The organism is Mesorhizobium sp. M7D.F.Ca.US.005.01.1.1, from assembly GCF_003952545.1.
In the GTDB taxonomy this organism is placed as follows: domain Bacteria; phylum Pseudomonadota; class Alphaproteobacteria; order Rhizobiales; family Rhizobiaceae; genus Mesorhizobium; species Mesorhizobium loti.
The window spans coordinates 1,485,479-1,498,742 of the sequence record NZ_CP034453.1 but is presented as its reverse complement, the minus strand read 5'-3'; the positions used below and the strand labels follow the sequence as shown (position 1 = coordinate 1,498,742).

Sequence of the window (13,264 nt, the reverse complement as noted above, 5' to 3'; positions counted from 1 at the left end):
ATTCCGCGTGACGGTGCAACGAACGGGCGCGTACGGGCGTATAGTTGCAGGCTTCGAATCGACAAGTCGCAACAAGGTAGCGGGAAACCATGACACGGGACGCAGCCGTCAGGCGGGAGCTTGCTTCTTTTGCTTAGAGCCGAGCCTGCCGCACTGTCCGATGACGAGCTTCTGGACCGCTATCAGCGCGCCGCCTTCGACTATTTCCTCGAGAACGTGAACCCGGAAAACGGACTGGTCGCCGATACGTCGCGGCCGAATTCGCCGGCCAGCATCGCTGTAATCGGCTTTGCGCTGTCCTGCTATCCGATCGGCGTCGAGCGCGGCTGGATGACGCGCGATGCGGCCGTGAGGCTGACGCTTGCAGCTCTGCGTTTCTTCTCGACCAGCCAGCAAGGCAATGGCGACGACGTCACCGGCCACAAGGGTTTTTACTATCATTTCCTCGACATGCGGACCGGCCTGCGCGTCTGGCGTTGTGAGCTGTCCATGGTGGATACCGCATTGCTAATATCAGGCATGCTGGTAGCGGCATCCTATTTCTCCGGCGAGGATGAGGAGGAAGCGAGAATCCGGGAACTGGCCGAGGCGCTCTACCGGCGCGTCGACTGGCGATGGGCGCAGGGAAGCACGCCCACCTTGCGGCAGGGCTGGAAGCCGAAGAGCGGTTTTCTCCGCTATGGCTGGGAGGGCTACAACGAAGCGACGATCCTCTACGTCCTGTCGATGGCCTCGCCCGACAGTCCGACCTCGGACGACAGCTACGAGGGCTGGACGGCGACCTACCAGTGGGAAAACATCTACGGCTACGACGTGCTGTATGGCGGTCCGCTGTTCATGCACCAGTTCTCGCATGCGTGGATCGACTTTGCCGGCATCCGCGACGCTTTCATGCGCGAGAAGAACTCGGACTATTTCGAAAACAGCCGCCGCTCGACCTACCTGCACCGCGACTATGCGCGCCACAACCCTTACGGCTACGGCGGCTACGACGAGAATCTGTGGGGACTTTCGGCGGGCGACGGGCCGGGCGGCTTTCGCACCAGCGTGGAGCGACAGCGCCGCCGGTTTTCCGGCTATGCCGCGCGCGGCGCGCCGTTCGGGCCCGATGACGGGACAATCGCCCCATGGTCCTATCCGGCGTCGCTGCCTTTCGCGCCGGACATCTGCCTGGCGGCCTTGCGCCATCTTGGGGATCGCTATCCCGAGGTGATCGATAATTTCCGGCTGCCGAGCGGCTTCAACCCGACATTGGCGAACCGGCGAAAGTTCGGCCGGCACGGCTGGGTGTCGGAAGGCCATTACGGGCTGGATCAGGGCATCGTGGTGATGATGATCGAGAACCATCGGTCAGGGCTGATCTGGAAGCTGATGCGGTCCAACCAGCACATCCGGCGCGGCCTGGGCAAAGCGGGTTTCACGGGTGGATGGCTATCGAGGAACGACGGCGATGGCGCGTGACCATACCAGGGCTACCGCCTTTCCTGTCGACAGCAACGACATCAACCTGATCAAGAGCGCCCATCCGCCGCACTGGAAGAACCCGCAGCCCGACGGTCCTTACAATCTGGTCGTCATCGGTGCCGGGCCGGCCGGGCTGACTGCCGCCCACGAAGCGGCCGGCCTCGGCGCAAAGGTCGCGCTCATCGAACGCAACCTGATCGGTGGGACCTGTATCAATGTTGGCTGCATCCCGTCGAAATCGATCATCCGCACGGCCAGGCTCTATGCAGATATGCGCGATGCCGAGAATCTCGGCGGTGACACGCCGGACCGTCTTCACGTCGATTTTCAGCGGGCAATGAGACGGATGCGGCAGATCCGGCAGCGCATCAGCCGCGCCGATGCCGCCGCGACCATCGCGTCGAAAGGCATCGATGTCTTTTTCGGCGACGCGCGATTTTCCGGACCGGACACGGTCGCGGTGGCGGGCAAGGCGCTGCATTTCAGGAAGGCGCTGATCGCGACAGGCGCACGCCCGAGGCTGCCGACCATCCCGGGGCTTGCCGAAGCCGGCTATCTCAGCAACGAAACCATGTTCGATCTCACAGAGTGCCCGAAGCGGCTTCTGGTCATCGGCGGCGGACCGCTCGGTTGCGAGGCAGCGCAGGCCTTCTGCCTGCTGGGTGCGAAAGTCATTCTGGCGCAGCGAGAACCGATGTTCCTGCCCGGCGAGGAACGCGACGCCGCCCAGATCCTTTCGGACGCGCTAGCGCGCGAAGGGGTCGAGGTTCGCCTCAACACCGAGGTCGTGGCGGTGCGCACAGGAGGCGGCAAGAAGCTCGCCGACCTGGTGCGCGACGACGACATGATGACGATTTCCGTCGACGAGATCATCACCGGCATTGGCCGTTCGCCCAATGTCGACGGTCTCGACCTGCAGAGCGCCGGGGTGGCATATGACGCCGACGGCATCAAGGTGGACGACTATCTCCGCACCACAAATCCGCGCATCTATGCGGCGGGCGATGTCTGCCTCGACTACAAATTCACCCATACCGCGGAGGCAACAGCCCGCATGGTCGTGCGCAATGCCCTGTTTCTCGGACGCAGCAAACTGAGCGAACTGGTCATTCCGTGGTGCACCTACACCGATCCGGAGATCGCCCATGTCGGCCTCTATCCAGCGGAGGCGCGCCAGAACGGCATCCCGGTCAAGACCTATACGGTGCTGATGCACGACGTCGCCCGTGCGGTGATGGACGGCGAGGAAGAGGGTTTTGTCAAAATCCACGTCAAGGAAGGATCCGACCGTATCCTGGGTGCTACGGTCGTTGCCAGCCATGCCGGCGAGATGATCAATGCGGTGTCGCTGGCCATCAAATGCGGTATGGGATTGCACGCGCTGGCCGACGTCATCCATCCCTTCCCGACGCAGGCGCAAGGCATCAAGAAAGCCGGCGACGCTTATCGGCAGACAAGACTCACCGCATTTTGGAAGCATCTGGCGGGCCGCTGGCTGGCGTGGTCCAGGCGGTGACCGCGCCATACCGGCAGGCATTCCAGCATGCCCGTCGCCAGGCCAGTGCGCCAGACATTCAGAGAGGATACGGCGCTTGACGAAAGCGCCATTCAGCTAAACAAGTCGAAGCTGGTTTTATGGCTGCGGGGCCGTTTTGAATGCCGTCTGGAATACAGTCTTTGGTGCAGCTCCGGGCGTACAGCCCGGAGTGCACGCTTCGAACACCATGAGCTCGCACGTGGCCCTGCCGGCACGGAATGCCGAAAGGCGCACGCTTGTCGTGACCTTCGATCCGGCCTTTCCGCCGACCTCCGGCGCGGACCTGAGAAATCATCGCAACGCAGCATTGGCAGCGGAATTCGGTCCGGTCTGCCTGGTGTCGGTGCGGCCGCAAGCCGTGGAAGCAGCCGATCCGTCGATCCGCACCGAGGCCTTGTCGATCGAAGGAGAAGCCCGCTCCGGCTCGATCGGGTGGTGGCGCATAAGGGCGGAGCACCGCATTTCGCGCTCCGCCTTGACGCGGCTGGAGACACTGGTTCGGGACTTCCGCCCCGACACCGTGCTGGTCGAGGGTATCGGCCTGTTCAAGCTGCTGCGACCTTTGCGAGGGCTGACGAAACAGCTCATCCTCGACATGCACAATGTCGAGTCCGACCTGGCGGGACAGTTGCGGCGCGTCGATGCCAAGCGACCTGCCGTGGCGACGATCACCGCCGGCCTTGGCATCCGGCGCCTCGAGCGAAAGGCGCTCGCCCTTGTCGACAGGATCTGGGTCTGCTCGGGTCAGGATCGTGACAGGCTGATGGTGCTTTCCCGGCACACGGTGCCGATCGATGTCGTTCCAAACGGAATTCCCCACGCCGCGCACAGTCCCGAAACGCTGCCCGCCGAGCCGGGGGCCGGCAACAGCTTTCCGGTGATCCTGTTTATCGGCCATCTCGGCTATCCGCCAAACCTCGATGCCGTCGAGAGGTTAGCCGGCTCCATACTGCCGCGCATCCGACAGGCCTTGCCGGGTGCGAAACTGGTTCTCGCCGGACGCAACCCAAAACCTGCCGTGCGGGCGCTGGCCGGATTGCCAGGTGTGGAGCTCGTCGAAAACCCCAAGAGCGTCGCGCCGCTCCTGTCCAGGGCGCATCTCAGCGTCATACCGCTTGCGGCAGGCGGCGGCACGCGCATCAAGATCCTGGAAGCGATGGCCTGGGGCGTGCCCGTGATTGCGACACCACTGGCGGCCGAGGGTCTGGATCTGGTCGACCGGGAGGAGCTGCTGCTGACGGACACCGATGAAGGGCTGGCCGACATGGCTGTCGGACTTTGCCTGGACACCGACCGCAGGGCACGGCAGCGCATCAACGCGCATCAAGCGGTATGGGCAAGGTTCGGCCCGCAAGCCATCCGCAAGGCCGTCCGCGGTGGGCTGGGACTGGACGAGGCTGACGCATGATTCCAACGATCCTTCACCAGACATGGAAGAGCGGTATCGTTCCGCATCGATGTGCCCTGCCGCAACAGGGTTGCCGCGATATTAGCGGATAATCGTCAGGCGGCGGTCTCGCTGCGCCGCAACTGGCTGACGATCTCGCCGGCCGCGTCGGCGATGTGTTTCCTCAACAAGCGCGCGGTCTCGGCGATATCCTTCCGACGATAGGCCTCGAAGAGCTCGCGGTGCTCCTGCAGGGCCTTGGCTTGTGCCTTGGCGGGCTCGATCTGCAGACGCAAATAGCGGTCGGCGGAGTTGTAGAGCGCCTGGACGACGGCCATCGAGCGCGGCCGCATCGAGGGTTCGAGCAATGCGGTGTGGAATGCCCAGTTGAGACGGCTGAGGTCCTTGGGATCATCACCTCGGGCGATGGCAGCCTCATAGGCGCGCATCGATTTTTCGATGGTCGCAATGTCCTGATCCGTCACGTGCCCGATCGCCTTTTCGACCAGGAAAGGCTCAAGCAGCAGACGCGCATCGAAAAGGTCGATCGCATCGTCAGCGGACAACTCCGACACGACCGCGCCGCGATGCGTCCTGATGACGACAAGGCCGTCCGCCTCCAGTTGCAGAAGCGCCTCGCGCACCGGGATCCGGCTCACGCCAAGCTCGGCGGCGATGGCTTCCTGGCGGATCTGATGTCCGCCCGGGTAATCGCCGCCGATGATCCTGGCGGCGATGTACTCGGCGACCATTGCCGTCACGGTCTGGCGCTGCAGCAGCGGCTTGTCGGTGGTGGCCATGGGCGTCCCGTGTTCAGTCCTGCTGCCTGAGCTTTTCGATCGCCGCCTCGATGACGGCGGTGACGCGCGCGCGCTCTTCGCCGACCAGGGGCAGACGTGGCGCGCGGGTCCACTCCGGCGCGCCATAGACGAGATGCTCGGCCATCTTGATGTACTGGACCAGCTTGACATGCGTGTCGAGGTGAAAGGACGGCGTCATGATGCGGTAGAGATCGCGCGCGCCGGCGAAATCGCCGGCCGCGCACAAATTGAAGATGCGGACGCATTGCTTCGGCCATGCATTGGTCATGCCGGACACCCAGCCGGTGGCGCCGAGCGCCATGCTCTCGACGATCTGGTCGTCGACGCCGCAGAAGATATCGAAGCGATCGCCGAGCTCGATGATCATGTCGGTGACCCGGCGCACATCGCCGGTCTCTTCCTTCACGGCAACGATGGTCGGGCAGTCCGCCAGCACCTTCAGGATGGCGGGGGTGACGTCAACGCCATAGGCGATCGGGTTGTTGTAGATCATGATCGGCAGGTCGCTGGCGTTGGCGATCGCCTTGTACCACTCAGCCGTCTCGCGCGGGTCGGTCTTGTAGCCAAGGCTCGGAAACACCATCAGGCCTTCGGCGCCGAAATCCTGATACTTGCGCGCGGCTGCGGTTGCGTTGGCCGTCGAAATCTCGGCAAGGCCGGACAGAAGCGGGACATGTCTGGCCACCACGTCCTTCGCGGCCCGGATGACCGCTTCCCGCTCCTGCGGCTGCAGTGATGCGTTCTCGCCAAGCATCGGCAGGACGATGATGCCCGACACGCCATTGGCGATCAGACGATCAATGCTCGCTTGCGTCGCCTCGATGTCGATCGAACCATCCTGGTTCAGCTTGGTCGTAACCGCCGGGAACACCCCTCGCCAATGCGTCATCGTTCGGTCTTCCTCTTCAAGTCGATATTGTATGATTGGATCCAATCATACAATATGTCAAAGAGCAAGGTCCAAGGCAATTGCCACGCCCCATTCACGGCGCGGTCGGACAACCCGACGGCGCGCGTGGCAAGTCTTCAAACAGTGACTGTCGTAAAGGTCGAAGTGCTCGCGGTTCGGCGCAAGACCGCACGCCTCAATCGTGCAATTCCCGCGATATCGGCGGCCCCACCGAGAAGCCGGAGAATGTGACCTCGAAACCCTCGCGCTGCGGCGAACAGCACATCATGCCGACATCGACCGTCTTGGAGATCGGAAAGTAGGCTAGCCGTACAGGCTTCCAGTGGCCGTCGGAAGCATCGAGGTACTGGACGCGGATTGTCTCGGCATGACGGGTCAGGCGGATGCTGATGCCGTTCGGGTCGGGAGGGATGGCGACCAGCGACCAGTCGGACGTGTCGTTGGTGACGACGACGGAGAAATAGGAGAGACCGTCGGTGTATTCGATACCGGCCTTGATCCAATGCGTTTCGCTGAGCCGGACCATCAGCCCGGCCTGATCATAGAGCACCTCGTAGTTGCCTTTGATGGTGACTTCGGCGGTGAAATCGCCCTCGACCGGCTGGTGCAGGAAGTGACCGTTGTCGCGCCAGAAACCGTAAAAGGTCTCGCGCCAGAAATCGGTCTCCTTGCCGGTGCGCACACGAACGCTGTCGCCGTTGATGGCGTGGTGCGGCGGCGGGTTGAGCCAGGTCAGGTTCTGCACTGTCATCCCTTCGCCGCTCCAATCTTGATGTGTGTGGCGGGTGGCCGGCCCGATCGGCCGATCAGCCAGCGAACGTATAGGCGGTCTTCACCGTGGTGTAGAATTCCGCAGCGTAGCGGCCCTGCTCGCGCGGGCCATAGCTCGAGCCCTTGCGGCCGCCGAAGGGGACATGGAAATCGACACCCGCCGTCGGCAGGTTGACCATCACCATGCCGGCCTCCGAATTGCGCTTGAAGTGGGTGGCGTGCTTGAGGCTCGAAGTGCAGATGCCCGAGGTCAAGCCGAAGGGCGTGTCGTTGGCGACGGAAAGCGCCTCGTCATAGTCCTTGACGCGAATGACGCTGGCCACAGGTCCGAAAATCTCCTCGCGCGAACTGCGCATGGCGTTGGTGGCCTCAGTCAGCAATGCCGGCTGCAAGTAAAAGCCCGGCGTCTTGCGATCGAGCCGCTCACCGCCGAAGGCGAGCGTAGCGCCTTCCCTGACGCCGATGGCGATGTAGTCCTCGTCCTGCTTCAGCTGCGTCGCGTCGACGACCGGGCCGATCTGGGTCTGCGCGTCGAGCGCATCACCGATCACCAGCTTGCCCATGCGGTCCTTGAGGACGTCGACGAAACGGTCGTGAATGCCCTCCGTCACAATTAGCCTGGACGAGGCGGTGCAGCGCTGGCCGGTCGAGAAGAAGGCGCCATTGAGCGCGCAATCGACGGCGATCGCGAGGTCGGCATCGTCGAGCACGACCAGCGGGTTCTTGCCGCCCATTTCAAGCTGGAACTTGCGCATGTGCTCGATGCTGGCCGCGGCGACGCGCTTGCCGGTGCCGACCGAGCCGGTGAAGCTGATGGCGTTGACATCGGGACTGTCGAGCATTGCCTGGCCGACAACCGACCCCTTGCCCATGACGAGATTGAGCACGCCCTTCGGCAGGCCGGCGCGATGCAGGATGTCGACGATGGTCCAGGCACTCTCGGGAACAAGTTCGGCCGGCTTGAAGACGACGGTGTTGCCGTGGGTCAGCGCCGGGGCGATCTTCCAGGCCGGAATGGCGATCGGAAAATTCCACGGCGTGATGATGCCGACCACGCCGACCGCCTCGCGCGTCATCTCGACGCCGACGCCCGGTCGCACGCTCGGTACGACCTCTCCGGTCAAACGCAATGTTTCGCCGGCAAAGAAATCGAATATCTGGGCGGCGCGAATGGTCTCGCCGATGCCCTCGGCCAGCGTCTTGCCTTCCTCACGCGCCAGATTGCGGCCGATCTCGTCCTTGCGCGCCATGATCTCGTCCGAGGCCTTTTTCAGCACCGCGTGACGCGCCAGCGGACCTGAACGGGACCATGCCGGGAACGCCGCCTTGGCCGCCGCGATCGCCTGTTTGGCCTGCTCGGCTCCCGCCGAGGCATAGTCGCCGACGACGTCACCGGTATCCGAGGGGTTGATGTTGCGCGAACCGGCCTCGCCGACCCATTCGCCATCGATGAGGTTCTGTCGAAACAGCGTCATGTTGTGTGTTCCTGCTGGTTGGCCGCGCGGGCATCTGTCTGAACTGGTATTTGCCAGACAATTGCCTTGCGGGAAAGCAAACACTGAGCCAATGGCCCGCGACAAAAATCCCCTGGCTCTGCGCCACGCCGATGACGCGATGGCCGTAGCGCCCTGTCGACTCAATCCGGCTAACATCCGTGACGCGCCATTTGGAGTTGATCGAATTGCGCTGTACATTAGTGTACACGGCCTTGATTTGCCTGAGGCAGCGTGTCATGCGTCGTTTTGATGGCAGCTCTCGAAACGACGATCCAGCGCGCCGGCGCCACCGGCAACATCAAGGCCACTCGCGAAGACTGGCTGAAGCTTGCGCTTGAAACGTTGATCTCGGATGGCGTCGAACGTGTCCGCGTGCTGACGCTTGGCCAGAAGCTCGATGTGTCGCGTTCCAGCTTCTACTGGTATTTCAAGAGCCGGCAGGATCTGCTCGACCAGTTGCTCGACTACTGGCGGCAGACCAACACCAAATTCATCGTCGAACGCGCCAGGCGGCCTTCCGCTACCGTCATCCGCGGGGTGATGAGCATTTTCGAATGCTGGGTGGACGAAAGGCTGTTCGATCCGCAGCTGGATTTCGCAATCAGGGCCTGGGCTCGCAGGTCGCCTGCCATCCGGCGCGCGCTCGACGAGGCCGACGAGGAGCGGGTCAACGCCATTCGCGACATGTTCATGCGTCATGGCTATGACGAGGTGGATGCGTTCGTACGGGCCCGCGTGCTCTATTTCATGCAGATCGGCTATTACTCGCTCGAACTCAACGAGCCGATGAGCAGCCGCCTGGCTCAAGTTGCCTCGTATCTGCGCAGTTTTACCGGCCAGGAGCCGTCACCCCAGGACGTCGAGGATTTCTCGCGCTACGTCGAGAAAACCGTTCCCCGCAGCCGCTAGCCATCCCGATAGCAGCATGTCCGCCTCTCGACCGGCATGCGCAAGAGGCGTCCTCGCTCGCATCGTTGTCAACCGTGACCACAGCGACAACGCAACCGCTGTGCGGAGTCACGCAAAGCACTAGACACTGATGTACAACGCCACTAGGTTGCCCCGCACTGACTGGGTGGAGTGCGACAGGATGAAATCCCAATATAGGGCGATCGTCATCGGCGGCGGCGTGGTTGGAGCCTCGGTGCTCTATCACCTGGCGAAGTTCGGCTGGAACGACGTCGCGCTCATCGAACGCGAGGTGCTGACCGCAGGATCCAGCTGGCATGCGGCCGGCGGCTTCCATGCGCTGAATGCCGATCCCAACATCGCCGCGCTGCAAGCCTATACGATCGACCTGCTCTCCGAGGTCGAGAAGGAATCGGGCCAGAGCATCGGCATGCACATGACCGGCGGCATCTCGGTCGCCTCGGCGCCGGAGCGCTGGGAATGGCTCAAGGCCTCCTACCGCATCTTCCAGACCATGGGCATCGACGATGTCCACCTGGTCGGCGTCGACGAGATCAAGCAGCGCTGTCCGATCCTGAACACCGACGGCATGCTGGGCGGCCTCTATGCCGCGCGCGAAGGCCATATCGATCCCTCGGGCGTCGTGCATGCGTATGCCAAAGCAGCCAGGCTGCGCGGCGCCGAAATCATCGAGCACAACCGCGTGCTGGCACTCAACCGCCGCGCCGACGGCTGCTGGGACGTGGTCACCGAGAAGGGCACGGTGATTGCCGAGCACGTCGTCAATGCCGGCGGGCTGTGGGCCAAGCAGGTCGGCCGGATGGCCGGCATCGACCTGCCGGTGTCGCCGATGGAGCACCATTACCTCGTCACCGAGGCGCTGCCCGAAATCCAGGCGCTGGACAAGGAATTGCCGCTGATCGTCGATCTCGAAGGCTTCACCTATATGCGCCAGGAGCAGAAGGGCCTGTTGCTCGGCATCTACGAGATCAACCACAAGCACTGGAACATGGATGGCGCGCCGTGGGACTACGGCATCGAACTGATCCAGGAAGACACCGACCGCATCGCCGACGAGCTGGCGCTCGGCTTCAGCCGTTACCCTTGCCTGGAGAATGCCGGCATCAAGCGCTGGGTGAACGGCGCCTTCACCTTCTCGCCGGACGGCAATCCGCTGGTTGGTCCGGTGCGCGGCGTGCCCAATTACTGGGTGGCGTGCGGCGTCATGGCCGGCTTCCTGCAAGGCGGCGGCGTCGGCAAGTCGCTGGCCGAATGGATGATCCATGGCGAGCCGGAAGCCGATGTCTACGGCATGGACATCGCCCGCTACGGCGACTTCGCCTCCAACCGCGAATACATCAGGCAGACCACCGGGCAATTCTATTCGCGCCGCTTCGTCATGAGCTATCCCAATGAGCAATTGCCGGCGGGACGGCCCTTGAATACGGCCGGCGCGCATGACGCCATGGACGCCGCCGGCGCGCGCTGGGGCAATTCCTGGGGCATGGAAGTGCCTCTCTATTTCGCGCCGCAAGGCTTCGTCGAGACACCGACGCTGAAGCGCTCCAACGCCTTCGACATCGTCGCGCAGGAGTGCCGCAAGGTGCGCGAAGGCGTCGGCCTGCTCGATATATCAGCCTTCTCGCGCTACGAGATCGCCGGGCCGCAGGCGCAAGCCTGGCTCGACCGGCTGCTCGCCTGTTCGCTGCCCAAGCCGGGCCGCGCCAAACTCGCGCCAATGCTGGGCGAAAACGGCAAGCTCAAGGGCGACCTCACCGTCTTCAACTGGGGCGATGGCTCCTGGTGGATCATGGGGTCCTACTATCTGCGCCAGTGGCATATGCGCTGGTTCGAACAGCATATGGGCGACGGCGTCACCGTCCGCGACATCTCGGACACGGTCGTCGGCTTCTCGCTCGCCGGCCCCAACGCGCGGCGGCTGCTCGAGCGGCTGACACACCAGGATGTCTCGCACGAGGCCTTCGGCTTCCTCGCCTGCAAGACGCTGGATGTCGGGCTGGTGCGGGCCAAGGTCGGGCGGCTGTCGGTCATCGGCGAACTCGGCTACGAGATCCATTGCCAGGCCAATGAGCATGCGGGCCTGCGCCGCGCGCTGCTGGCGGCAGGCAAGGATCTGGGCGTCACCGAATATGGCTTCGGCGCCGTCAATTCGTTGCGGCTCGAAAAGAGTTTTGGCATCTGGTCGCGCGAGTTCACGCAGGACTATACGCCTGATGAGACCGGCATGGACCGCTGGGTCGCCTTCGACAAGGGCGATTTCATCGGACGCGAGGCGGCCCTGAACGAGCAGACGGCTTCATCGAGGCGCACGCTGGTGACACTCGAAATCGACGCGGCTGATGCCGATGCTAGCGGCTACGAGCCTATCTGGAACAAGGGCAGACTTGCCGGCTTCGTCACCTCGGGCGGCTACGGCCACACGGTCGGCAAGAGCCTCGCCATGGCGCTGGTCGATCGCGATGCGGCCGGTATCGATACTGAGTTGACAACCCACATCGTCGGCGTCGAAAGAGGTGCGCGCGTCATCGCTTCGTCGCCATACGATCCATTGGGCAAGGCGATGCGGGCATGACCGATCGAACCGGCGCCATCCCTGTAAAAGACCATGCGATGATCCACGCTTCTCCCTCGAAATCAGGCCTGTCCGGCACGCCATGACCAGACGCTATTCCGCTCTGTCGCTGTTCAAGGAGGGCCTGGCCGGCCAGACCGGCTGGCAGCCGGCCTGGCGCTCGCCAGAACCGAAGCCGTCCTATGACGCGATCGTCATTGGCGGCGGCGGCCATGGACTGGCGACCGCCTATTACCTGGCCAAGAATCACAACATCGCCAGGGTAGCCGTGCTGGAAAAGGGCTGGATCGGCGGCGGCAACACCGGCCGCAACACCACCGTGGTGCGCTCCAACTATTATTATCCCGAAAGCGTCGAACTCTACGGGCTGGCACACCGGCTCTATGAGGGGCTGGGCAAGGATTTGAACTACAATGTCATGCTGTCGCAGCGCGGCATGGTCAATCTGTGCCACTCGACCGCCGAGATGGAGATAGGCGCGCGCACCGTCAACGCCATGCAGATCAACGGCATCGATGCCGAGCTGTTTTCACCTGACGATGTGCGCCGGGTGGCGCCGATCTACAATTTTTCGCCGGACGCACGCTTCCCGGTGTTCGGCGGTATCTGGCAAGGCAGGGCCGGAACGGCGCGCCATGACGCGGTCGCCTGGGGCTATGCGCGGGCCGCAAGCCGGCTCGGCGTCGACATCATCCAGAACTGCGAGATCACCGATTTCATCATCGAGGGCGGCCGCTGCCGCGGCGTCCAGACGACGCGTGGCGCGATCCGTGCCGACCGCATCGGCATGGCGGTGGCCGGGCATTCCTCGGTGCTGGCGGCCAAGGCCGGTTTTCGGCTGCCTATCAATTCCTACGCGCTGCAAGCCTGCGTTTCCGAGCCGGTCAAGCCGATCCTCGACACGGTGGTGCTGTCGCCCGGCTGCGGCGTCTATGTCAGCCAGTCGGACAAGGGCGAGATCGTCATCGGCGGCGGCCTCGACCGCATTCCCTCCTATGCGCAGCGCGGCAACCTGCCGACACTGGAGGCGGTGATTGCCGGCCTGCTGGAGATGTTCCCGATCTTTGGCCAGTTGAAGCTGATGCGGCAGTGGGCCGGCATTGTCGATGTCGTGCCGGATTCCTCGCCGATCATCGGCGAATCGCCGCTGCCCGGCCTGTTCCTCAATTGCGGCTGGGGCACGGGCGGCTTCAAGGCCATTCCCGCCGGCGGCACGCTGCTGGCGCAATTGCTGGCGTCAGGCAAGCACAACGACATCAGCCGCCCCTTCGATCTCGATCGCTTCGCCAGCGGGCGGCTGATCGACGAAGCGGCCGGCTCCGGCATCGCGCACTGATGCATGTCGCCCAAAAGTGCGCAGCGGTTTTGGGAGAACG

The 13,264-nt window shown here is 63.5% G+C and carries 10 protein-coding genes; 6 read left to right on the top strand and 4 right to left on the bottom strand.

Annotation, left to right across the window (positions count from 1 at the left end):
* Positions 1–129: 129 nt before the first annotated feature.
* The 3 genes from EJ076_RS07240 to EJ076_RS07230 all read left to right on the top strand — a co-directional run bounded on the left by EJ076_RS07240 (position 130) and on the right by EJ076_RS07230 (position 4,409).
* Entirely contained in the window at positions 130–1,461 is a 1,332-nt protein-coding gene (locus tag EJ076_RS07240; RefSeq protein ID WP_126070981.1) for a glucoamylase family protein, read from the top strand.
* Complete coding sequence (locus EJ076_RS07235) at positions 1,451–2,980, top strand: mercuric reductase (RefSeq protein WP_126067425.1); 1,530 nt, start codon at positions 1,451–1,453, stop codon at positions 2,978–2,980. The genes EJ076_RS07240 and EJ076_RS07235 overlap by 11 nt, the downstream gene beginning before the upstream one ends.
* 208 nt (positions 2,981–3,188) lie before the next feature.
* On the top strand, positions 3,189–4,409 hold the full coding sequence (locus tag EJ076_RS07230) for a glycosyltransferase family 4 protein (RefSeq protein ID WP_126067424.1): 1,221 nt from the start codon (positions 3,189–3,191) through the stop codon (positions 4,407–4,409).
* 95 nt (positions 4,410–4,504) lie between these two features.
* Here the strand turns inward: EJ076_RS07230 and EJ076_RS07225 are convergent, their stop codons facing one another.
* The 4 genes from EJ076_RS07225 to EJ076_RS07210 form a co-directional block, all read right to left on the bottom strand.
* Positions 4,505–5,188, bottom strand: a complete 684-nt coding sequence (locus EJ076_RS07225; protein WP_126067423.1) for a GntR family transcriptional regulator — start codon at positions 5,186–5,188, stop codon at positions 4,505–4,507.
* A 13-nt stretch (positions 5,189–5,201) separates the two neighbouring features.
* Positions 5,202–6,098, bottom strand: a complete 897-nt coding sequence (locus EJ076_RS07220; RefSeq protein ID WP_126067422.1) for a dihydrodipicolinate synthase family protein — start codon at positions 6,096–6,098, stop codon at positions 5,202–5,204.
* Positions 6,099–6,294: 196 nt separating this feature from the next.
* The gene (locus EJ076_RS07215; RefSeq protein WP_126067421.1) at positions 6,295–6,870 is read right to left on the bottom strand and encodes a DUF1349 domain-containing protein; all 576 of its coding nucleotides are present in this window, start codon (positions 6,868–6,870) and stop codon (positions 6,295–6,297) included.
* A 55-nt stretch (positions 6,871–6,925) separates the two neighbouring features.
* A complete protein-coding gene (locus EJ076_RS07210; protein ID WP_126067420.1) occupies positions 6,926–8,365 on the bottom strand; it encodes an aldehyde dehydrogenase family protein in 1,440 nt (479 codons plus the stop codon).
* A gap of 270 nt (positions 8,366–8,635) precedes the next feature.
* Between EJ076_RS07210 and EJ076_RS07205 the strand changes: the two genes are divergently transcribed.
* The 3 genes from EJ076_RS07205 to EJ076_RS07195 all read left to right on the top strand — a co-directional run bounded on the left by EJ076_RS07205 (position 8,636) and on the right by EJ076_RS07195 (position 13,224).
* On the top strand, positions 8,636–9,295 hold the full coding sequence (locus EJ076_RS07205; RefSeq protein WP_164548563.1) for a TetR/AcrR family transcriptional regulator: 660 nt from the start codon (positions 8,636–8,638) through the stop codon (positions 9,293–9,295).
* Positions 9,296–9,476: 181 nt separating this feature from the next.
* Positions 9,477–11,888: an FAD-dependent oxidoreductase gene (locus tag EJ076_RS07200; RefSeq protein WP_126067418.1), complete on the top strand. Its 2,412-nt coding sequence runs from the start codon at positions 9,477–9,479 to the stop codon at positions 11,886–11,888.
* Positions 11,889–11,970: 82 nt separating this feature from the next.
* Entirely contained in the window at positions 11,971–13,224 is a 1,254-nt protein-coding gene (locus tag EJ076_RS07195; protein ID WP_126067417.1) for a sarcosine oxidase subunit beta, read from the top strand.
* Positions 13,225–13,264: the final 40 nt, after the last annotated feature.